Source organism: Pseudoalteromonas sp. NH0006-26 (genome assembly GCF_057552415.1).
In genome coordinates, this window is sequence record NZ_BAAJMJ010000011.1 from 90,945 (window position 1) to 113,750 (window position 22,806).

The 22,806-nt window shown below is 39.9% G+C and carries 22 protein-coding genes and 1 tRNA gene; 7 read left to right on the top strand and 16 right to left on the bottom strand.

The window, feature by feature from the left end; genetic code table 11:
• Positions 1-45 precede the first annotated feature (45 nt).
• The 10 genes from AC27JR_RS14920 to gyrA form a co-directional block, all read right to left on the bottom strand.
• Complete coding sequence (locus AC27JR_RS14920) at positions 46-420, bottom strand: hypothetical protein (RefSeq protein ID WP_487174019.1); 375 nt, start codon at positions 418-420, stop codon at positions 46-48.
• A gap of 90 nt (positions 421-510) precedes the next feature.
• On the bottom strand, positions 511-1,215 hold the full coding sequence (gene pyrF / locus AC27JR_RS14925) for an orotidine-5'-phosphate decarboxylase (RefSeq protein WP_487174020.1): 705 nt from the start codon (positions 1,213-1,215) through the stop codon (positions 511-513).
• Between the two features lie 33 nt (positions 1,216-1,248).
• Positions 1,249-2,385, bottom strand: a complete 1,137-nt coding sequence (gene lapB / locus AC27JR_RS14930) for a lipopolysaccharide assembly protein LapB (protein ID WP_487174021.1) — start codon at positions 2,383-2,385, stop codon at positions 1,249-1,251.
• 2 nt (positions 2,386-2,387) lie between these two features.
• Entirely contained in the window at positions 2,388-2,669 is a 282-nt protein-coding gene (locus AC27JR_RS14935; RefSeq protein ID WP_076919563.1) for a lipopolysaccharide assembly protein LapA domain-containing protein, read from the bottom strand.
• 21 nt (positions 2,670-2,690) lie between these two features.
• Positions 2,691-2,978 carry an integration host factor subunit beta gene (ihfB, locus tag AC27JR_RS14940; RefSeq protein WP_024600987.1) on the bottom strand — a complete coding sequence of 96 codons (288 nt, stop codon included), beginning with the start codon at positions 2,976-2,978 and terminating at the stop codon, positions 2,691-2,693.
• 67 nt (positions 2,979-3,045) lie between these two features.
• Positions 3,046-4,713, bottom strand: coding sequence for a 30S ribosomal protein S1 (gene rpsA / locus AC27JR_RS14945; RefSeq protein ID WP_002961176.1), 1,668 nt, complete (start codon positions 4,711-4,713; stop codon positions 3,046-3,048).
• 95 nt (positions 4,714-4,808) lie between these two features.
• Positions 4,809-5,519, bottom strand: a complete 711-nt coding sequence (gene cmk / locus AC27JR_RS14950) for a (d)CMP kinase (RefSeq protein ID WP_076919564.1) — start codon at positions 5,517-5,519, stop codon at positions 4,809-4,811.
• Between the two features lie 107 nt (positions 5,520-5,626).
• Positions 5,627-6,904: a 3-phosphoshikimate 1-carboxyvinyltransferase gene (aroA, locus tag AC27JR_RS14955; RefSeq protein WP_487174022.1), complete on the bottom strand. Its 1,278-nt coding sequence runs from the start codon at positions 6,902-6,904 to the stop codon at positions 5,627-5,629.
• Positions 6,904-7,986 (bottom strand): 3-phosphoserine/phosphohydroxythreonine transaminase, encoded by a 1,083-nt coding sequence (gene serC, locus AC27JR_RS14960; RefSeq protein WP_138764095.1) that lies wholly within the window; start codon positions 7,984-7,986, stop codon positions 6,904-6,906. Before serC ends, aroA begins: the two co-directional genes overlap by 1 nt.
• A 116-nt stretch (positions 7,987-8,102) precedes the next feature.
• Complete coding sequence (gene gyrA, locus AC27JR_RS14965; protein ID WP_487174023.1) at positions 8,103-10,802, bottom strand: DNA topoisomerase (ATP-hydrolyzing) subunit A; 2,700 nt, start codon at positions 10,800-10,802, stop codon at positions 8,103-8,105.
• Between the two features lie 178 nt (positions 10,803-10,980).
• On the opposite strand from gyrA, the gene ubiG reads away from it, so the two are divergent.
• The 5 genes from ubiG (at position 10,981) to yfaE (ending at position 16,540) form a co-directional block, all read left to right on the top strand.
• The gene (gene ubiG / locus AC27JR_RS14970; RefSeq protein WP_193048806.1) at positions 10,981-11,691 is read left to right on the top strand and encodes a bifunctional 2-polyprenyl-6-hydroxyphenol methylase/3-demethylubiquinol 3-O-methyltransferase UbiG; all 711 of its coding nucleotides are present in this window, start codon (positions 10,981-10,983) and stop codon (positions 11,689-11,691) included.
• Entirely contained in the window at positions 11,691-12,371 is a 681-nt protein-coding gene (locus AC27JR_RS14975) for an HAD family hydrolase (RefSeq protein WP_487174024.1), read from the top strand. The genes ubiG and AC27JR_RS14975 overlap by 1 nt, the downstream gene beginning before the upstream one ends.
• A gap of 410 nt (positions 12,372-12,781) precedes the next feature.
• Positions 12,782-15,064, top strand: a complete 2,283-nt coding sequence (gene nrdA / locus AC27JR_RS14980; RefSeq protein WP_076919570.1) for a class 1a ribonucleoside-diphosphate reductase subunit alpha — start codon at positions 12,782-12,784, stop codon at positions 15,062-15,064.
• 73 nt (positions 15,065-15,137) lie between these two features.
• Complete coding sequence (nrdB, locus tag AC27JR_RS14985; protein ID WP_131690997.1) at positions 15,138-16,268, top strand: class Ia ribonucleoside-diphosphate reductase subunit beta; 1,131 nt, start codon at positions 15,138-15,140, stop codon at positions 16,266-16,268.
• Positions 16,268-16,540: a class I ribonucleotide reductase maintenance protein YfaE gene (gene yfaE / locus AC27JR_RS14990; protein WP_076919572.1), complete on the top strand. Its 273-nt coding sequence runs from the start codon at positions 16,268-16,270 to the stop codon at positions 16,538-16,540. Before nrdB ends, yfaE begins: the two co-directional genes overlap by 1 nt.
• A 72-nt stretch (positions 16,541-16,612) precedes the next feature.
• On the opposite strand, the gene AC27JR_RS14995 is transcribed toward yfaE, so the two are convergent.
• Complete coding sequence (locus AC27JR_RS14995; RefSeq protein ID WP_487174025.1) at positions 16,613-17,038, bottom strand: tetratricopeptide repeat protein; 426 nt, start codon at positions 17,036-17,038, stop codon at positions 16,613-16,615.
• Between the two features lie 204 nt (positions 17,039-17,242).
• Between AC27JR_RS14995 and AC27JR_RS15000 the strand changes: the two genes are divergently transcribed.
• Together AC27JR_RS15000 and AC27JR_RS15005 are read left to right on the top strand one after the other, a co-directional pair.
• The gene (locus tag AC27JR_RS15000) at positions 17,243-17,632 is read left to right on the top strand and encodes a YkgJ family cysteine cluster protein (protein WP_076919574.1); all 390 of its coding nucleotides are present in this window, start codon (positions 17,243-17,245) and stop codon (positions 17,630-17,632) included.
• Between the two features lie 172 nt (positions 17,633-17,804).
• On the top strand, positions 17,805-20,228 hold the full coding sequence (locus AC27JR_RS15005) for a TonB-dependent receptor (RefSeq protein ID WP_487174026.1): 2,424 nt from the start codon (positions 17,805-17,807) through the stop codon (positions 20,226-20,228).
• An 89-nt stretch (positions 20,229-20,317) separates the two neighbouring features.
• On the opposite strand, the gene bamJ is transcribed toward AC27JR_RS15005, so the two are convergent.
• From bamJ to AC27JR_RS15030, 5 genes are all read right to left on the bottom strand, one after another.
• Positions 20,318-20,935, bottom strand: a complete 618-nt coding sequence (gene bamJ / locus AC27JR_RS15010; RefSeq protein ID WP_008112467.1) for a BamJ family beta-barrel-assembly machinery protein — start codon at positions 20,933-20,935, stop codon at positions 20,318-20,320.
• A 69-nt stretch (positions 20,936-21,004) separates the two neighbouring features.
• Positions 21,005-21,328 (bottom strand): hypothetical protein, encoded by a 324-nt coding sequence (locus AC27JR_RS15015; RefSeq protein WP_487174034.1) that lies wholly within the window; start codon positions 21,326-21,328, stop codon positions 21,005-21,007.
• A 114-nt stretch (positions 21,329-21,442) separates the two neighbouring features.
• Positions 21,443-21,533: transfer RNA gene (locus AC27JR_RS15020), tRNA-Ser, on the bottom strand.
• Between the two features lie 92 nt (positions 21,534-21,625).
• Complete coding sequence (locus AC27JR_RS15025) at positions 21,626-22,003, bottom strand: hypothetical protein (RefSeq protein ID WP_076919583.1); 378 nt, start codon at positions 22,001-22,003, stop codon at positions 21,626-21,628.
• Between the two features lie 203 nt (positions 22,004-22,206).
• Positions 22,207-22,755 carry an NAD(P)H nitroreductase gene (locus tag AC27JR_RS15030; protein ID WP_487174027.1) on the bottom strand — a complete coding sequence of 183 codons (549 nt, stop codon included), beginning with the start codon at positions 22,753-22,755 and terminating at the stop codon, positions 22,207-22,209.
• Positions 22,756-22,806: the final 51 nt, after the last annotated feature.

The following is a 22,806-nucleotide window of genomic DNA, read 5'->3' on the forward strand; positions in this document are numbered from 1 at the left end:
AAGCCACCTATGACTAAGCTTAGGTGGCTTTTTAGTATCTGAAATTTATAAAGTAAGATTTTTATACGGTAAAGTGCAGCGTGAATATTCATTTGAGTATTCAATTAACTCTTTTTTAGAATCAATATTTAATGGCGCTAACCGAAATACTTTATCAGTACATTGATCTTGCATCTGATCATGTGCGGCAACACAATCACTACTGCTAACATTAATTCCCGCTAACACCCCTTCATTTGTGTAACACAGATGCTGGGCATAGTTTTGCGCGACTTTTTTAAACTTAAATAAATCAACGGGGTATTCTGAAACCAAATCGGTAACATTCGAAACACCGTCATACATTTTACTTGAAAACACATACTTATTAACAGCAAAGCCACTAATGATAATTACAACTAAGAAAATTATTATACGCAAAGCTAGTTCCTCACTGCATACCCTTAATTTAAATGTAGCACAAAGAAAAGCAGTTGTAAGGAACTGCTCGTAATTATGCACATTTTAAATTTAGGCTATTGATTTATTTACGTCACTTAATACTTGCACCGGGTTTTGTGCCTGAGTAATAGGACGCCCTATAACTAGGTAATCACTGCCAGCTTCAATCGCTTCTTTAGGTGTCATTATACGTTTTTGGTCGCCAGCATCACTGCCCGCAGGACGAATACCTGGGGTGACTAATTTAAACTCATCTCCCAATGCTGCTTTTAAACTTTGTGCTTCTTGTGCTGAACACACTACACCATCAAGGCCTGCTTGTTTGGTTAGTTTTGCTAAGTGCATAACTTGCTCTTGTGGCGACTTAGTTATACCTAAACGTTCAAGTTCAGTTTCATCCATGCTGGTTAAAACGGTCACTGCAATTAATAATGGGGCTTTATCACCAAATTGTTCGAGTGCTTGCTTAGCTTTATGCATCATTTCATAACCACCACTTGCATGCACATTAACCATCCACACGCCCATTTTAGCTGCAGCAGTTACTGCTTTAGCAACAGTATTTGGAATATCATGAAATTTTAAATCTAAAAATACATCGAAGCCTAAATCAACTAGCTCTTTAACAAATTCAGGGCCGAAATATGTGAACATTTCTTTACCCACTTTTAATCGACATGTATCCGGTGATAACTGTTTAACAAATGCTAAAGCTGTTTGTTGATCATCATAATCAAGAGCGATAAGAATTTTTTTTGATTGTTCGAAAGACATAACTATCCTACTAGTGTGCGAAAAGTATAAAGATTAAAATCCGTCTAAGCCTCTGCTGGGCACAATGGTTTCCCAGTGTTTACAAGAAGGGCAATTCCAATAAATGGTGTAACTTGTAAAGCCACAATGCTGACATTGAAAGTCAGGCTTGGTAGCAATATATGAGGTAACAAGTTTATCTATTTGATTAAGCACATCTTTGGTATTTTTATTTTCGGCGCTCATTAACTGCAGTAAAAAACTAAAGCCACGTATGGTAGGTTGACGTTTTAAACTATCGGTTAAAAATTCAAAGGCTTGTTCAGTGTGGCCTTGCTCAAGCAATGCTTGGCAATGCTGTATTTTTATCATCACCCCACCCTTATCTAATAACTCTGCAACGAGTTCATGAAACTGATGAGTTAATTTAAGCTGCTTATAACTATGCGCCAACTTATCAATAAATAATGGCGCAAAAAAGGTAAATTGGCAGATGAGTTCTCGCCAGTAGTAAATTGCTTTTACGTAATCTTCTTTTGTATAGGCAGTTAAACCAAGCTCATAGAGTGGTCTGATTGTTTTAAAGTTTAAGCTAATAGCTTTACGCATAAGTTGTGGATTATTACTGACAATAGCATGCTCACAGTAAAAGTTTGCGATGGCTTTAAAATGTTGTTCTTTTGAAAAAAGCTCGCTATGAGCCTCAAACATATTAATGCCTTTTTCCCATTCACGGGTCTGTGAATATAAAGAAATTATCGGATCGAGGGAATCAACATGATTATTTTTAACTAGCCATATTAAATGTTCTTCTGCGCTATCGAGTAAACCCGCCATAATATAGTCTTCGGCTAATTCCAAGCGGCTATTAGCGGCTTGTTTTTCGTTAAGACTTGGGTGTTTTAGCAGGAGTTCGTGTATTTTTATTGCGCGGTCAAGCTCACCACGACGACGAAACATGGTAGCTAAGGTAGAATAGTGTTCAACAGAGTCAGCAGCTACTTCGAGCAAATTAATTAAATGCTCAAGCCCCTGATCTTCTTCTCTGTCCAGTAAGAACTTTAACCCTTTACTGTATTCAGAGGTAATTTGACGATTAAATTGATGAGCCTGATTTTTAGCACTGTTTTTTCCCATGATCCAGCCATAGCCGGCAGCAACAGGAAGCAGTAAAAATAACAGCTCAATCATAGTTAGGTGTCTTTGTTGGCAATACGCTTTTTATTATCTTTTTCAGGCGTTAATTGCTTTTTTAAACGGTAATTTTGCCACTTTAATTGCGTAAACAATTTAAAACTCACAAAACAACCCACTACAACACCTAGTAAAAAGCAGATACTTATTATAACGGCTAAAGGTAATGTATTACTGGCTATTATATAGTTAATTTGTGTTAATTGTGGATTTTGCGAACCCAATACAAATGCACCAATTAAAAAAAGTGCTGCCAGAATAATTTTAAATACCTTGAACAAGTAACCACTCCAATTAGTTTACTAAGCAATGCTCTCGTTTACACGATCACGTAGTTCTTTGCCTGGTTTAAAATGAGGTACATGCTTACCATCTAACTCTACAGTTTCACCTGTTTTAGGGTTACGGCCTGTACGAGGCGCGCGGTAATGCAAAGAGAAACTTCCAAAACCTCGGATCTCAATTCGATCTGAAGAAGATAATGAGCCGGCCATTTGTTCAAGAATTTCTTTAACAGCGTTCTCAACATCTTTCACAGGAATATGTGCGTGTTGTTCAGCAAGTGTTTCTATCAGTTCTGACTTAGTCATAGCGTTTCCTTAAAAAGAAATAGTGGAAGGGCATAAACTGCCCTTCCAATTAAAAGACTATAATTAATTAGTCTTTTTGTGCATTTGCGAAAGCAGCTGCCATTGCGTTTTCAAACACTGGCTCTTCTTTCTTAAGCTTCTCTAGTACTTCTTTCTCTTCTGCTTCGAAAAGAGCTTTAACAGATAAGCTTAAAGTGCGGTTCTTACGATCAACACCAACGTATTTAACTTCGATTTCGTCGCCTACAGAAACAACAGTAGTTGCATCTTCAACGCGTTCTTGAGCGATATCAGCTACACGGATGTAACCTTCAACGCCTTCGATAAGTTCAACAGTTGCGCCTTTCGCATCAACTTCAGTCACTTTACCTTTAACAATAGCACCTTTTTTGTTTGCATCAAGGTAGTTATTGAATGGGTCAGCTTCGATTTGCTTAACACCTAGAGAAATACGTTCACGCTCTGGGTCAACTTGCAATACGATAGCAGTGATTTCGTCGCCTTTCTTGAATTCACGTACAGCTTCTTCGCCAGGTGTATTCCAAGAAATGTCTGAAAGGTGTACAAGACCATCAATACCACCGTCAAGACCGATAAAGATACCGAAGTCAGTGATTGATTTGATCTTACCAGTAACTTGGTCGCCTTTGTTTTGTAGACGAGCAAATTCCTGCCAAGGATTAGCAATACATTGCTTAAGACCAAGAGAAATACGACGACGTTCTTCGTCGATTTCAAGAACCATAACTTCAACAGTGTCACCTAGTGAAACAACTTTTGAAGGGTGGATGTTCTTGTTAGTCCAATCCATTTCAGAAACGTGTACTAGACCTTCAACGCCTTCTTCGATTTCTACGAAGCAACCGTAATCAGTAAGGTTAGTTACACGACCAGAAAGTTTAGAACCTTCTGGGTAACGACCAGCGATAGCTGCCCATGGATCTTCGCCAAGCTGTTTAAGGCCTAGAGATACACGAGTTTTATCTTTGTCGAATTTAAGAACTTTAACTGCGATTTCGTCGCCAACATTAACGATTTCTGAAGGGTGCTTAACACGCTTCCACGCCATATCAGTAATGTGTAGTAGGCCATCAACACCACCAAGGTCAACGAACGCACCGTAGTCAGTAAGGTTCTTAACGATACCTTTAACTTCTTGACCTTCAACAAGGTTAGCAAGAAGCTCTTCACGTTCTTGTGAGTTTTCTGATTCGATAACTGCACGACGTGAAACAACAACGTTGTTACGTTTTTGATCAAGCTTGATTACTTTAAATTCAAGCTCTTTGCCTTCAAGGTGAGTTGTGTCACGTACTGGACGAACATCAACAAGTGAACCAGGTAGGAAAGCACGGATTGAATCAACTTCAACAGTGAAACCGCCTTTAACTTTACCGTTGATAACACCAGTAACAGTCTCTTGCTCTTCACATGCTTTCTCAAGACGGATCCACGCTTCGTGACGCTTAGCTTTCTCACGAGAAAGGATAGTTTCACCGAAACCGTCTTCGATTGCATCTAGTGCAACATCTACTTCGTCGCCAACAGCAACTTCTAGTTCACCAGCAGCATTTTTGAACTGCTCTGCAGGGATAGCACTTTCTGATTTAAGACCAGCATCTACAAGTACAATGTTGTTCTCGATTGAGATTACTGTACCTTTAACGATAGAGCCTTGCTCTGCTTCAAAACCCTTTAAGCTTTCTTCAAATAACTGCGCAAAATTTTCTGACATACGAATATACGTCTCATATATTAATACCAATAAGCAACCATGCTGCATGGGGTTGTTAAAATAGCACTGGCGTCCTGCTGGTGCATAAAATGTGTTTAGCTTCGTTTAGGAAGCTTACCTTCTGAGATGCTTGAATCTAATAAAGTTATAACTTTATCAAATACTTGCTGCGCGTTGAGTTCGCTAGTATCAAGCTCAATCGCATCCTCTGCAGGTACAAGCGGCGCAACGGCGCGATTCATATCGCGATCATCACGTGCTTGAATGTCTTGTAATAGACCACTTAGTGTAACATCAAGCCCGCGCTCATTCAACTCAACAAAACGTCGGCGAGCACGTTCTTCTGCACTAGCGGTTAAAAATATCTTTAATGGCGCATCAGGAAATACCACAGTACCCATATCACGACCATCAGCAATTAAGCCATTTTCTGTCCTAAACGCACGCTGGCGACGAAGCAACGCTTCACGAACTCGTGGCAATGCCGCCACTTTAGACGCCGCAGCTCCCACTTCTTCATTACGAATAGTGGTCGATACGTCTTCGCCTTCTAAGATAATCTTTCCTGCATTAGTGTCACTGTCTATCAAAAACTGCACATCTAGATTAGCAGCTAATGGAACCAGTGCTTCTTCGTTATCTAACGCAATTTGGTGATGAAGTGCTGCAAGTGAGAGTACGCGATAAATTGCACCGCTATCTAACACATCCCAGCCTAATTTTTCAGCCAATAGGCGACAAACAGTTCCTTTACCAGAACCACTTGGGCCATCTACGGTGATTACGGGCATTAATAACGCCGGCATTTAAAACCTCCTTCAATGCACACCAAAATAAACCGCCACATTATACGTCAATTAATAAAGATTATCCGCTTTTAGTATGTAACTTTTTATAAATACTTATAAATAGCCTATTTACTGACAGATGCTAACACGTTGAAAAATGTTGGGAATGTCTTATAAGTACAAGCTGGATCGTTAATCGTTATGGGCTTGCCCCCTACCGCAACCAGTGCAAAGCACATAGCAATACGGTGGTCATCATAAGTATCTATCGCCACATTGTTAAATTGTTTTGGCGGTGTGATCTCAATAAAGTCGTGCCCTTCAACTACTTCTGCACCTACTTTTTTAAGCTCAGTGGCCATTGCATGTAAACGGTCAGTTTCTTTTACCCGCCAGTTATAAATATTGCGAATTGCGGTTGGGCCTTTGGCGAATAAGGCAACTGTGGCCAAGGTCATTGCAGCGTCGGGTATAGCATTAGCATCAATATCAATACCGTTAAGCTCGCCTTTACGCACAACTAAGCGCTCGTCATACCAATCAATTTTGGCTCCCACTTGCTCCATAACGTTGGCAAAGCCAATATCACCTTGAACTGATTTAGCACCGACACCTTTAATTTCTATTTCGCCACCGGCAATCGCTGCAGCAGCAATAAAATAAGAAGCAGAAGAAGCATCGCCTTCCACCATAATACGCTCAACGGCTTGATACTGCTGTGCACCTTTCACAAAAAAAGTACTGTAATTCTCATGTTCAACGGTGACACCAAAACGCGCCATTACATCAAGTGTAATATCAATGTAAGGCTTAGAGACTAACGTGCCTTTAATTTTAATTTGAGTATCGCCTTTAAATAACGGTGCAGCCATAAGCAGTGCCGTTAAAAACTGGCTTGAAATACTACCGTCGATTTCGACTTCACCACCCGCTATTTGCCCGCCGACAATTTTAAGTGGCGGATAGTCTTTATTTTTTAAATAACTAACATTACCACCTAAGGCTTGCAGTGCATCAACTAAGTGACCAATTGGTCGCTCTTCCATACGTGGCTCACCAATTAACTCATACTCCCCAGCAATCGCTGCAAGCACGGCCGTTAACGGACGATATGCTGTACCAGCATTACCTAAAAACAGTGGTTCAGTTGGCGTTTTAAATACGCCACCTACACCTTCGACGGTCGCGATGGTTCGCTCATCATTAAGTGTTACATTTACACCGAGCTGCGCTAATGCGCCCAACATATGACGAATATCATCACTGTCTAATAAGTTTTCTACAACCGTGGTGCCGTAAGATAATGCTGCTAATAATAGAATTCTATTTGACAAGCTCTTTGAGCCCGGCAATGTCACACTGCCATTAACTTGTGAAATAGGGGCTAAGGAAAGTTGCTCCATTAACTATTCTCCTTGGCGAAGTTAGCCATAAAATCAACTAGGGCTTGTACGCCTTCCAATGGCATCGCGTTATAAATACTGGCACGCATCCCGCCAACAATACGATGACCTTCAAGCGCTAACAAGCCTGCTTCTTTTGACTCTTTTACAAACTTATCATTTAAGCTTTCATCAACCAGCCAAAATGGCACATTCATACGTGAACGGCAATGCTTCGCTACTTTATTGGTATAAAAATCTGAATCATCAATAAAATCATAAAGCAGCTGCGCTTTCGCAATATTATGTGCTTCCATGGCTTTTACACCGCCATTTTGTTCAAGCCATGCAAATACTTCAGCTGCTAAATACCATGCAAATGTAGGTGGGGTATTGAACATGCTACCTTGTTTTGCTTCAAGGGCATAATCTAAAATACCCGGCTTGGCGAGCCCTTCACGCTCAAGTAGCGTTTTGCGAACAATCACAATAGCAATGCCCGATGGACCGATATTTTTTTGCGCACCAGCGTAGATTAAGTCAAATTGATTAACGTCAATTTCGCGCGATAAAATAGTCGACGACATATCAGCAACAATTGGCGCCGTTGGGTGACGTGGTACATCAAAAATCTCTAGGCCATCTACTGTTTCATTGGGGCAGTAATGAATATATGCAGCATCGGCTGGTAAAACCCAATCGGCTACCTGCTTGATAGAAAATAAACCGTTATCATCATTACGTACATCAATAGCGTGGGTTTGAGTGAACTTATCGGCTTCGCTAGTTGCACTTTTTGACCAAACGCCATTTTCACAATACACCGCCTTTTTTCCATCAACGTGGAGGTTTAAAGGCACGGCACTGAATTGACCTCGACCACCACCGTGCATAAATAGCACTTCAAACTCATCACTAATATTCATTAAACGACGCAGACTAGCTTCACACTTCGCCGTTAATGCTAAAAATTCTTTACTGCGATGGCTCATTTCCATTACTGAAACGCCAAGCCCTTGCCAGTCTAAAAACTCTTTTTGTGCTTTTTGCATTACAGCCGGTGGTAACATTGCAGGACCCGCACAAAAATTATAAATACTCATTACCTTTTCCTCATTCCAGTAATTTACTGTTTAACTTGAATTAAACTAATTCAAGTGTCTTTAGTTTTTTTCAACCATATAAAAAAAGCGGCCAAGGCCGCTTTTTTCAATCTCAATTATTCTGAAGGAGGATTATCATCCGCTACTTCATCTATAACCGTATCTACTGTTTCAACGTCTTCGATGTCAATCAAGTCACTTTCTGTCACTTCAATCTCTTCTATACGTTGTAAACCAACTACTTGCTCTTCGTCAATAGTTCTGATCAAAATAACACCTTGGGTGTTACGTCCAACCGTAGAAACTTCATTAACGCGAGTACGTACTAAGGTACCACGATTCGAAATAATCATTATTTCGTCGTTGTCATCAACTTGTACAGCACCAACAACGGCACCATTACGCTCACTCACCTTAATTGATACAACACCTTGTGTTGCACGACTCTTAGATGGGTAGTCTTCAAGTTGAGTACGCTTACCGTAACCATTTTCTGTCACTGTTAATATTGCACCGTCATTCTTAGGTACAATCAGTGATACAACACGTTGTTCGTCTGGCATCTTAATACCACGAACACCCGTTGCAGTACGACCCATAGGACGTACACCTTTGAAGCGAATCTCAGGCTTACCTTCTTCATCAAGAACAGGGTTACCATTTTCATCAACTACCGTGGTTTCTTCAGCTTCTTTAAAGCGTACAACTTTACCCGCATCAGTGAACAACATAATTTCGTTGCTACCATCGGTAATATCAACACCAATTAAGCTATCACCTTCGTTTAAGTTAACAGCAATAATACCGCTTGCACGTTGACGGCTGTAGGCCGTTAATGGTGTTTTCTTAACAGTACCAAATGCTGTCGCCATAAAGATGTATTTATCATCTTCATAATCACGCACTGGTAAGATAGCTGTAATACGTTCATCTGCTTCAAGCGGTAATAAGTTAACAATTGGCTTACCGCGCGCTGCGCGACTTGCAAGTGGTAACTGATACACTTTAAGCCAGTATAATCGACCCGCAGTAGAGAAACATAAAATAGTATCGTGCGTATTGGCAACAAGTAAACGTTCAATGAAATCTTCGTCTTTCATCTTAGTTGCTGACTTGCCTTTACCACCACGACGCTGCGCTTCGTAATCACTTAACGCTTGGTACTTAACGTACCCTTCGTGTGACAAGGTCACAACCACGTTCTCTTCGTTAATTAAGTCTTCAAGACTAATATCGTGTGCAGCGGCATTGATTTCAGTGCGGCGCTCATCACCATATTGTTCTTTAATTTCAACTAACTCGTCGCGAATAACTTCCATTAGACGATCTGGGTTTGCCAAAATAAACAGTAGTTCAGCAATCAAATCAAGTAACGTTTGGTACTCAGTTAGAATTTTTTCGTGTTCAAGACCCGTTAGTTTGTGTAGACGTAGATCTAGTATTGCTTGAGCTTGCTGCTCAGAAATATAGTACTGACCATCACGAATACCAAGATCGCTTGCTAGCCAATCTGGGCGAGCTACATTGTCTTCACCTGCTTTATCAAGCATGGCTTTAACATTACCTAATTCCCAAGGACGCGCTGTTAGTGCAACTTTTGCTTCAGCAGGCGTAGGCGACTTACGAATAAGTTCGATAATTGGGTCAATGTTTGCTAGTGCAATCGCTAAACCTTCTAGCGTATGTGCACGGTCGCGAGCTTTACGTAAATCAAACACCGTACGACGGGTAACAACTTCACGGCGGTGAATAATAAACTCTTCAAGCATTTCTTTTAAATTGAAACACTTAGGCTGGTTATTAATTAACGCAACCATATTCATACCAAACACAGTTTGTAACTGAGTTTGTGAATAAAGGTTGTTTAAAATAACTTCACCTACGTCACCACGTTTGATCTCAATAACGATACGCATACCGTCTTTATCTGATTCATCACGTAATGCACTGATCCCTTCAATCTTTTTATCTTTAACTAGCTCAGCGATTTTTTCAATCAAACGGGCTTTGTTAACTTGGTAAGGGATTTCATGAACAATAATCGTTTCGCGGCCGGTTTTCTCATCAGTTTCGATTTCAGCACGCGCACGCATGTACACTTTACCGCGACCGGTTTGATAAGCTTGTTCAATGCCTTTTTTACCGTTAATAATTGCCGCAGTTGGGAAATCTGGACCTGGAATGTAATCCATTAACTCAGTAATGGTTAATTCAGGATTTTGAATAAGTGCTAAACAGCCATTCACTACTTCTGTTAAGTTGTGTGGCGGAATATTTGTCGCCATACCAACAGCAATACCCGACGAACCATTGACTAACAGGTTAGGTATTTTAGTCGGTAATACATCAGGAATTTGCTCTGTGCCATCATAGTTAGGCACAAAATCAACCGTTTCTTTTTCAAGATCGGCTAATAATTCGTGCGACATTTTTGCCATACGTACTTCTGTATAACGCATTGCCGCTGCTGAATCACCATCAACCGAACCAAAGTTACCCTGACCATCAACTAGCATATAACGTAGAGAGAATGGCTGAGCCATACGTACGATGGTGTCATAAACTGCACTGTCGCCGTGTGGGTGGTATTTACCGATTACGTCACCGACCACACGGGCCGATTTTTTGTAAGGCTTGTTCCAGTCATTACTAAGCTCGTTCATTGCAAACAAGACGCGGCGGTGAACAGGTTTTAAACCGTCACGTACGTCTGGTAATGCACGTCCTACAATTACACTCATGGCGTAATCTAAGTAGGAGTTTTTTAACTCGTCTTCAATATTGACTGGCAGAATTTCATTGGCGAGATCAGTCATTTGATATCACATTCCTTCAGTATCAGCTCTCAACAACCCAGTATTAGGTATTAAGAGTGTTTGTTATTATTTCTAAGGAGCCATGCTATCACAATTAATTTTAATTTACAGGCGCAAAACTTTGCGATTTATCAATTTAGCCCTATATAATGGCCTCAGATTGACGAGGAAGTATTTTATGACCGAACATCAAAATGTAGATAACGCAGAAATAGCAAAGTTTGAAGCCATCGCAGAGCGTTGGTGGGATTTAGAAGGCGAATTTAAACCCTTACACGAAATTAATCCATTACGATTAGATTTTATAGCTGACAAAACTATAGGGTTATTTGATAAAGAAACCTTAGATGTAGGATGTGGTGGCGGTATTTTAAGTCACAGCATGGCACGAATGGGCGCAAACGTAACAGGTATCGATATGGGGCAAGAGCCTTTAACTGTAGCCAAGTTACACAGCTTAGAAACCAGCGTACCCGTTGAATATATAAAAGTACCTGCAGAACAATTTGCTGATGAGCACCCTGAGCGCTTTGATGTGATCACTTGTATGGAAATGTTAGAGCACGTTCCCGACCCTGCTTCTATTATTCATGCGGTCGCTAAATTAGCAAAACCAGGGGCCGATGTATTCTTCTCTACCCTTAATAAAACCCCTAAAGCTTATTTATACGCTATTGTCGGTGCAGAAAAACTGTTAAAAATGGTGCCAGAAGGTACCCATGATCATAAAAAGTTTATTAAACCCGCGCAATTAATCGCATGGGCAGAACAAGCAGGCTTAAAAGTACGTGCCAGTGCAGGGTTAAGTTACAACCCACTTTCAAAGCAATATACGGTTAATGATGATGTTAGCGTAAATTATATGCTGCACTTTGAGAAGTTAGCGTAATGGCAAGCTCGCAAACACCTACTAGCCCGATTGAATATCAAGCATTGCTGTTTGACTTAGATGGCACTTTACTCGATACCGCTGATGATTTAGGCGCTGCGCTAAATAGTGTGCTGCATAATCATCAACAGCCCCAAGTGGGCAGTGATATATATCGACCCGCAGCTTCAAATGGCGCAGCAGCATTACTTGCTGCTGGTTTTAAAGAAGCTTGGGCGCAACAACCGCAAGAGCAACTTTTAACGGAGCTAGTTGCACACTATGCTGCCAATATTGCCACCCACACCCACTGTTTTGTTGGTATAGAGCAACTTCTCATTGCACTTGATAATAAAGGGATCCCGTGGGGTATTATGACAAATAAGCCTGGTTTTTTAACCGATCCTTTAGTCAAAGCCATTCCTGCGTTAAAAAATGCGCGAATTGTGATAAGTGGTGATACCTTAGCAGAATCTAAGCCCTCACCCCTTCCTTTATTACATTGTGCTGAGCAAATGAGTGTTGATCCTTCGCGCTGCCTATATATAGGTGATGCACAGCGAGATATACAAGCAGGAAAAGCAGCGAATATGCACACCGCTACCGCACTATGGGGATATGTACCGAGTGTAGACGAGGCATTGGCTTGGAATGCAGATTTTAATTGGCATAGCCCTATTGATGCATTTAACCACATATAGTGCCATGTTAATTAATAAACACTACATATTGTGATTGTGTTAGTTTTTACGCAAAGCTTGATGATAAAAAAAGCAGACAAAATTTATTTTTAAAAAGCGTAAATTTAATCTTTCCTTAGTTGATTTTTACAAATTTCAACTTAACCGAATGATCAAAGGTTAATGCCTACTAACACAATTACGTTATCCCAACGTTATCCACAATGAGAGCGGTTTCTGTCCCTTGCAAAAGATCACAGACCACACTATCTTGTGATCTCTAATTTGAACAACACCAGATATTGTGGCTAAATGTTATTCGATTAAATTTACCTATGCGGTAGAAATAACAATAAAAGAATAGGCACTGGGCGTTTTAAGTGCACTCATTGGTCAAAAATATTTAATTCCCAAGGAATACAGGCAAAACTATGAACCAACAGTTATCTGTAAGCAAACGTGACGGCCGTAAAGAGCCGCTTGATCTAGACAAGATCCATCGCGTTATTGAATGGGCCGCCGAAGGTTTAAACAACGTTTCGGTTTCACAAGTTGAACTTAAATCGCATATTCAATTTTATGACGGTATTCGTACTAAAGACATTCATGAGACGATTATCAAAGCTGCTGCGGATCAGATATCAAAAGAATCACCTGATTATCAGTATCTTGCTGCTCGTTTAGCTGTATTCCATTTACGTAAAAAAGCGTATGGCCAATTTGAGCCACCGCGTCTTTTTGACCACGTTACTAACATGGTTGAACAAAAACGCTACGACGCACATTTGCTTGTTGATTACACAGAGCAAGAACTTGATGAACTAGATGCTTACTTAGATCATTCACGCGATCTTAACTTTAGCTATGCAGCCGTGAAGCAGCTTGAAGGTAAATACCTTGTTCAAAACCGTGTTACCGGTGAAATTTACGAAAGCGCACAGTTTTTATACATCTTAGTAGCGGCAAGCTTATTCTCAGATTATCCACGTGATACGCGTATTGATTACATCAAACGTTTTTACGATGCGGTTTCATTATTTAAAATTTCTTTACCTACGCCAATTATGTCGGGTGTACGTACGCCAACACGTCAGTTCAGCTCATGTGTACTGATTGAGTGTGGTGACAGCTTAGATTCAATTAATGCGACATCATCAGCGATTGTTAAATACGTTTCTCAACGTGCTGGTATTGGTATTAATGCCGGACGTATTCGTGCATTAGGTAGCCCTATTCGCAATGGCGAAGCGTACCACACTGGCTGTATTCCGTTTTATAAGCATTTTCAAACAGCCGTTAAAAGCTGTTCGCAAGGCGGTGTACGTGGCGGAGCCGCTACTTTATTCTACCCGCTTTGGCATTTAGAAGTAGAAAACCTACTGGTACTTAAAAACAACCGTGGTGTTGATGATAACCGCGTACGTCACCTAGACTACGGTGTGCAGTTTAATAAACTAATGTATTCGCGTTTAATTAAAGACGATTACATTACCTTATTCAGTCCATCAGACGTGCCGGGCCTTTACGATGCATTCTTTGAAGATCAAGATGAATTTGATGCACTTTATGTAAAGTATGAGCAAGACGAGTCAATTCGTAAAAAACGTATTAAAGCCATTGAACTGTTTTCTATGTTTGCTCAAGAACGTGCCAGCACCGGTCGTATTTACTTACAAAATGTTGACCACTGTAATACGCATAGTCCATTTATCTCGAAAGTGGCGCCTATTCGTCAATCTAACTTATGTTTAGAAATTGCATTACCGACTAAACCACTAAGTAATGTAAACGACGAAGAAGGTGAAATTGCCTTATGTACCTTGTCTGCATTTAACTTAGGCGCGATTGAGTCACTGGATGAATTAGAAGAGTTAGCTGAGCTTGCCGTTCGTGCACTAGATAACTTACTTGATTTCCAAGACTACCCAGTACCGGCGGCAAAAAATGCCACTATGGGACGTCGTACCCTAGGTATAGGTGTGATTAACTACGCTTACTACTTAGCTAAAAACGGTAAGCGTTACTCAGATGGCAGCGCAAATGCACTCACGCACAAAACATTTGAAGCGATTCAGTACTACTTAATGAAAGCATCTAATGAGCTTGCAAAAGAGCGTGGAGCATGTCCTAAATTTAACGAAACTACGTACTCACAAGGTATTATGCCAACAGATACGTACAAGCGTGATTTAGATAAAATTTGTGATGAACCACTGCACCTTGATTGGGATACGTTACGTGCCAGCATTAAAGAGCACGGTATGCGTAACTCAACGCTGAGCGCATTAATGCCATCAGAAACATCATCGCAAATCTCAAATGCAACCAATGGTATTGAGCCACCACGTGGCCATATTAGTGTTAAAGCAAGTAAAGACGGTATTTTAAAGCAGGTTGTCCCTGAGTACGAACGCCTTAAAGATAACTATGAATTACTGTGGGATATTCCATCAAACGATGGTTACTTACAATTAGTAGGCATAATGCAGAAATTTATCGACCAAACAATTTCAGCAAATACTAATTATGATCCAAACAGATACGAAGGCGGTAGAGTACCTATGAAAGTCTTACTAAAAGACTTACTTGGTGCCTACAAGCTAGGTGTTAAAACACTGTATTACCATAATACCCGCGATGGCGCATCAGATGCTCAAGAAGACACTCCAGAAGTGGAAGATGATGATTGTGCAGGCGGCGCGTGTAAAATTTAATAGTTAAACTTAAAGCGGGCGCCTTGCCCGCTTTGTCCTGATAGTTTTAGTGATAGTTTTTTGAGTGATAAACATGTCTTATACTACTTTTAGCAGAAATCATAATAACCAAATGCAAGAGCCAATGTTTTTTGGTCAAACCGTTAACGTGTCACGTTACGATCAACAAAAATACCCTATTTTTGAAAAATTAATTGAAAAACAATTGTCTTTCTTTTGGCGACCTGAAGAAGTTGATGTAAGTAAAGACCGTTTAGACTTTCAAGCGCTTCCCGATCACGAGAAGCATATATTTTTAAGCAACTTAAAATACCAAACGTTGCTTGATAGTGTTCAAGGTCGTTCGCCTAACGTAGCACTATTACCAATTGTGTCTATTCCTGAGCTAGAAACATGGATTGAGACATGGGCGTTTAGTGAAACTATTCATAGTCGTTCGTACACCCATATTATTCGTAACGTAACTCAAGCACCTGAACTCATTTTTGATGACATTGTTAGCAATGAAAAAATTAGTGAGCGTGCCGATGCCGTTACTACTTATTATGATGACCTAATCAATTCTGTATCGCTTTACAACCTATACGGTGAAGGCAAACACGAAATTAATGGCCAAACCGTAGTCGTTAATTTATTTGAGCTGAAAAAGAAATTGTACCTGGCCATGATGTCAGTGAACATCCTTGAAGCTATTCGCTTTTATGTGAGCTTTGCCTGTTCATTTGCGTTTGCAGAGCGTGAATTGATGGAAGGTAATGCTAAAATTATAAAGCTTATTGCCCGTGATGAAGCACTTCACCTTTCAGGTACTCAGCATATTTTAAATATCATGCAAGATGGCAAAGATGACCCTGAAATGGCGATTGTTGCCGCACAATGCCGTGAAGAAGCAATTAAGATGTTTGTTGAAGCCGCAGAGCAAGAGAAAGAATGGGCCGAGTACCTATTCAAAGATGGCTCGATGATTGGTTTGAATAAACACATTCTATGTCAGTACGTTGAATACATTACCAATGCGCGTATGACCGCGATTGGTCTACCTGCACAGTTTGAAAATAACAGCAACCCTATTCCATGGATCAACTCATGGTTAGTGTCGGATAACGTGCAAGTTGCTCCCCAAGAAGCCGAAATTAGCTCATACTTAGTTGGTCAAATTGATTCACAAGTAGATGCCGATGAATTTGGTGACTTTGATTTATAATGACTGATAGAACGACTGCAAGTATTACCCTTGCAGATAACAGCCAGCGTATTGATTTTGCCGCTGGCTGCCCTTCTCTTTTACATTGCCTAGAATCGAATAAAATTGATGCCGCTTACCAATGCCGTGAGGGATATTGTGGTGCGTGTCGTGCTACGCTTGTCTCAGGTGAAGTTAATTACAATGAAGAGCCGTTAGCGTTTGTTCGCGATGGTGAAATACTACTATGCTGTTGCAAACCAAATGGTGATATAAGTATTAATTTAAAGTGATCAGCAAAATCTAAAAGCACAGCAAAACAACAACGAGTTTATTACTATGCTTTTAAATTACGCTAAATGAGCTTAACCTTCTTCTTCAACCAAAGACTCTAATAAATCATGGATCTCTGATTTTAATTCTTTGTCTTCAATTTTATTCGCACTGATTTTAGCATCTTGCAGATTTTTAATTGCCGCTTCTTTATCACCCAGCTCAAGCTGTAAAGTAGCCATAGAAAAGGCAACAGACGACATATGATCTTTGTTATTAATTTCTATCGACTTCTGTAACGCTTTTTCGTAAGTCTCGATAGCTTCTTCTAGCTCTTCGGTGAAATCAGCCAATGTTTCCCACTGAACAGGGTGATCTTTCGCTGTATTTTCGTTTTCAATACAAATAGCTTTTAGCTCAGCATATAAAGATTCAAACTGTTTAGTATCATTTTTATTAGCCGCTGCCATCAGCTTTTCCGCCAAATCGTGAACCGCTTTGTATACTTTAGTATTCATAATTACTCGCTACCTTATTAACGCGCCTTTTTGAGTTTTTAAGAGCGCCGTATTCGAAATATATACCTAATAGTACATTATTATTAAGCGATGCGTTGTTACAAAAGTATTATAAGCGATAAAAAGCTGTTTAATTGAATCACGCCGACATTAGAGTGCTACACTTAATACTTACTTTTAATAGCAACAGTCAATATCTACCCTATGCAAAATTGCAATCAATGTGGTAAGTGCTGCACTAAATATGGTGCAGCAAATTTAGATACAAATCAGCAAGAAATTGAAATGTGGGCACTATTTAACCCTGAGATATTTCAATATGTTAAAAACGATAAGCTATGGTTTGATCCAAAAACAGGTGAGCAATTAACACAATGCCCATTTTTAGAGCTTGCCAGTAAAACATTTCCACAAGAGAAAGATAAATACACCTGCAGTATTTATCATGACCGCCCCCAAGATTGCCGACACTACCCTAGCTTAATTTCAGAAATGATAAACGATGGCTGTGAAATGCTTGAGCCTGCCGATAAACAAAATCATTTTAAAGCGCAAAAGACGTTAGACATACTAATGATAGATAGTCGCTCTTAAACTAATACATATAACAAATACATGAACTGTCATATTGAGCTGCTATTTTTAATTTATCGCTATTTTTTTGTCATTCAACGCAAATTTAAAAGTTATAGTATAACATTGTTGATAGCGCAATTTTGTAGTGTTATATTATATCACAACATAACAACCACGAATTGAAGTAATTATGACTAAGCTAACACTCATATCCTCAGCACTACTGTCTGTTTTGTGTTCTCACTCTGCACTAGCAGCGACGATTAATGGCACAGTAACAGATGCAAACAAGCAACCCATTGCCAATGCGACGATTCATGTTCATGGTAAGTCACAAAGTGTACAAAGTAATGCACAAGGTCAGTTTAGTATCGATATAGATGCTAAAAGCCAATTACATATTAGTAAAGATAATTACCAAGACTCACGCATATCGCTTGAAAATACAGACAATACAATTAATGTAACATTAAAGCCCTCTTCGGTTGAAACTGTTGTTGTATATGCCTCGGCACTGCATAAAAATAGCTTAGAAATGATTTCACCGGTGAGTGTTCTATCAGGTGATGAACTTAAAAATAAAGCCAAACCCACCCTAGGTGAAACACTTAAAGGCATTCCTGGTGTCAATGCCAGTTATTTTGGCCCTGTTTCTTCAAGCCCGATTATTCGCGGCCTAGGTGGTCCTAGGGTTAAAATTACTCAAAACGGTTTAGATAGCAGCGATGCGTCTCGCATTGGACCTGATCACGCGACATCAAGTGATAGCTTAGCGGCTGAGCAAATTGAAGTATTACGTGGCCCAAGCACCCTACTTTATGGCTCTGGCGCTATTGGCGGTGTAGTGAATGTGGTTGATAACCGTATTCCAACTAATAATATTGAGTCTCTATCTGGAGCTGCGCAATACACACACGATACTGTTTCAAATGCGAATACCTACGCTGCAAAACTAGAAACTGGCAGCAATAACTTTAATTTCCATTTTGATGGTACTAAACGCAGCGGTGATAATTACCAAACACCTCGTTTTAACTTACCAGATGAACATGAAGAAGGTGAACTGCATGTTGAAGGTGATGAAGAAACAGCGACTTCAGTTGAAAATACCTTTATAGACAGTGAAACAGTTAATTTTGGTACGAGTTATGTGGGTGACCATTTAACCGTTGGCTTTTCATACGGCAATATAGAAACAGATTATGGTATTCCTGGCCATTCACATGATCATGGGCATGGTCATGAAGAAGAAGACGAGCATGGAGAACACTTAGGTGAAGAACATGAAGAACATGAAGAACACGCAGGTGAAGAACATGAAGAAACCCCTGTTTATGCTCATTTAGAACAAGACCGTTGGCAAGGGCTGGTCAGTTATTCGTTTCATGACAACTGGATTGAATCTATTAACCTTCGCCTTGGTTACACTGACTATACGCATAGTGAAATTGAAGATGGCGCAATTGGCACCACTTTTAGTAATGAAACCACTGAAGCACGTTTAAACCTAGAGCACCAGTTAGGCCAATGGCATGGCATGATTGGCTATCACTACAGTGAATCTGATTATGATGCGATTGGCGAAGAAGCCTTTACGCCCGCAAGTATTACAACAACACATGCGTTATATTTACTTGAAGAGCGTACCTTTGGCGATGTCACTATAGAGCTTGGTGCCCGTTTAGAAGATTATGATATTAAAAGTGATGTAGATACGCATCAACACAGCCATGATGACGAACCTGTATCAACAGATGAAACAATTAACTACACGCAGAGCTTTACTAATCTAAGCGCCTCAGCGGGTGCGATTTGGGAATATATGCCAAGTCATAACCTAGCTGTTAGCTTGTCACATTCAGAGCGAGCGCCACTTTCAGCTGAGTTACTTTCTAACGGTGTTCATGTTGCCACAGGGACTTACGAACTTGGTTTGGGTTACCATATTGAAGGTAACGAAGCGCATTTTGAGCCTGAAGAAATTAAACAAGAAACATCAACCAACCTGGATATTAGTTTACGTCGTTTTAGCGGTGACTTTGGTTACACCGTAAACTTTTTCTATAACGATATTAAAAACTTTTATTATCAGCAAAACACAGGATTAGTGTTTGATGAAATGGATGGTTTTGAAGCTGCAGCCAGTGGTCACAGCGATGCGATTGATGTTTATCAATTTACTAGTAAAGATGCTGAGCTGTATGGTTTTGAATTTGATGTACATTATCAAATAAACCCCAGCGCCATGGTAAAAGTATTTGGTGACTCAACTCGTGCCAAGCTAAAAGATAATGAAGGTAATTTACCACGCATTCCTGCTAATAAATTGGGTTCAGAACTGCAATACACTCTAGGTAGCGCACAATTTACCTTAACAGGAACACATTACTTTGAGCAAAATGATATTAGTGCATACGAAACAGCAACAGATGGCTATACATTGATTGATTTACAAGCCAATTATCAGCTTGATTTAGGTGCAGTGGATACACAGCTCTACTTGAGTATTGATAACATTACTGATGAACTTGGCTTTGTACATAGCTCGTTTATTAAAGACACGGCGCCACTCCCTGGACGTAATTTCCAATTTGGAGTGAGAGGCTACTTTTAAACCGAGATAAGTTTAAAGAGACAATAAAAAACCGCATTCAAATTAATGAATGCGGTTTTTTCATAACTAAAATGTTATGTGCGTTCTAATTAAAGAATTGCGTGTAACTCAACGTCAAATACAAGTGTTGAGTAAGGTGCGATTGCTGCACCGGCACCACGTTCACCATAAGCAAGCTCATGAGGAACGTATAAACGCCATTTTGTACCTACTGGCATCATTTGTAATGCTTCAGTCCAACCTTTGATCACGCCACCTACTGGGAATTCAGCAGGTTGACCGCGCTCGTATGAGCTATCAAAAACGGTACCGTTTACTAAAGTACCGTGGTAATCAACACGTACTGTAGACTCTGCAGTTGGCTTCTCGCCTTCACCTGTTGCAAGTACTTCGTACTGAAGACCTGACTCAGTTACTGTGATTTCAGGACGTTTTGCGTTTTCTTCTAAAAATGCAATGCCTTCAGCAGCCAATACTTTAGCTTCTTCTTCACGACGAGCTTGGATCTCTTCGTTAATTTTCTCAAACGCAGCTTGGATCTCAGGGATCTCTACTTGAAAAGCACTGCCTGCATACGCATCTTTCATGCCTTCAAATACTGAATTTAAGTTTAAACCTTCAAAAGGGTTAGCCTTAAGTTGCTCACCCATTTGTAAGCCAATACCGTAACTTGCTTTTTCAGCATCTGTAGTAAAATTATCTGACATAATGTGTTATTCACGTTTTGTTAGTTAAAAGACCCGTATATGCTATCACAAAATAAAAGCCGTTTGGGGCTAGTTTTTATTGAGTTTTTCTTTAATTAAACCAATAGCAAAGGTACATACAGGTAAACTGAGCAAAATTCCAACAAGTAAGCTCATCGACAACAATCCGGCCACACCGACCAGCAAAAGAGGCACAGCCACTAAACCAATAATGCCAATATAAAACGCGCCCCATACTGGCCAAAAATGATCGTATTTTGTGATTAAATGCGCCGATAAAATATTAAACCCTACGGCGTATAATAAGGTCATCAACAGTGCATCGTCTGGATAAGCATCAATAGCCATTTTTTGTAATAACGATATGGCACTTTGGTAACAATAACCAAACACAGTCCATAGCAGGATGTGCTTAAGTAAACGTTTAGAAAAGGATAACTCCGGGGACTGTGACATGATAAAGCTCCAGATAGCAAAAAACCGCCAATAAGGCGGTTTTTTAAATAATGGTGGAGAGATAGGGATTTGAACCCTAGAGGGGCTATAAACCCCTGCCGGTTTTCAAGACCGGTGCATTCGACCACTCTGCCATCTCTCCGTACGGCGCGCATAATAAGATCATACGCTTAGCTTGTAAAGTCCTATTTTAATAAAACCAGCTAAATAGTTAAATATTAACCGTTTTAGTTACTAATAATATTGTTTAGGCCTACGTGCAATCCAAGAGCACACTAAACATACCAATAAACTGGCTGTTAAAAATGCAATACTTTGGAATATCAAATCGAAGCGATTAAAATCATCACTTGGGATCACAACCAATATAAATGAAGGCAGTACGGTGAACAATAAAACATAACAACATATTTTAAAGGCTCTGCCAAAATCAAATCGTTTCGACTGTTGCATCCACCATGTTAGCAATACCAGCACACCTATTGCTGTCGCAGCAATAAAATGCTCAGCTTGAGTGCTCATTGCAACATAAAATGTCGCAAGCGCGCCAACAACACCCCAGATTGACCAAGCAAACCAGTTTTCTTTTTCGCGTAAAAATAAATTTCCCATCATTTTCGTCTTCTTTATCGTTATTATTGGTAAGACTTTCCATACATTACCAAAAAACAACCGATTAAAAAACAAACTGAAGAAGATTTATTGCGTATGGTGCTTCCGTGCGCTTCTCGCAGCTACAATATTAACCGCTGTAGTGTAACACGATTAACTTAATGAATTATGACTATATTGAATATAAAAAGTTCATACTATTTTTACAAAAAACTAAAAAAGTTTTCTGGCTTGTGCCTCGGTGACTTTTTACATTCGATTGCAGGCGTCCCTAAATACAAATAACCCACGATTTCATCATCATCACTTAAGTTAAGTGCTTGTTTAACACTTACGCTTTGTGCAAAGTAACCCGTGCGCCAAATACCACCTAAACCTTGTGCAAATGCGGCTTGTTGCATAGCCAATACGCCACAACCTGCACTTTGTACTTGTTCAATTCTAGGCACTTTTGGGTGTGGTTGATATTTTGCAATCGCAATAATAATCATTGGGGCTCTAAGCGGTAACTCCTTAGCGCGATTAATTACTTTTTCGGCCTGCAGCTCTGCTAAAGCGCTTTGATAATAAATTTCACCTAACTTATGACGTGCATCACCCTGAACAATAATATATTGCCACGGTGCAATACAGCCATGATCGGGCACTCTCAGACCAGCCTGCTGAATAATGTTTAATTGTTCTTCATTAGGGCCTGGCGCTGTCAACTTTGCATCAGATTGACGGCTTAATAAAAGCTCAATAGCATCCATAGTGTGCTCTCAAAATTCAAAACGTAAGAGTAACATTTATAAGTAAAAAAT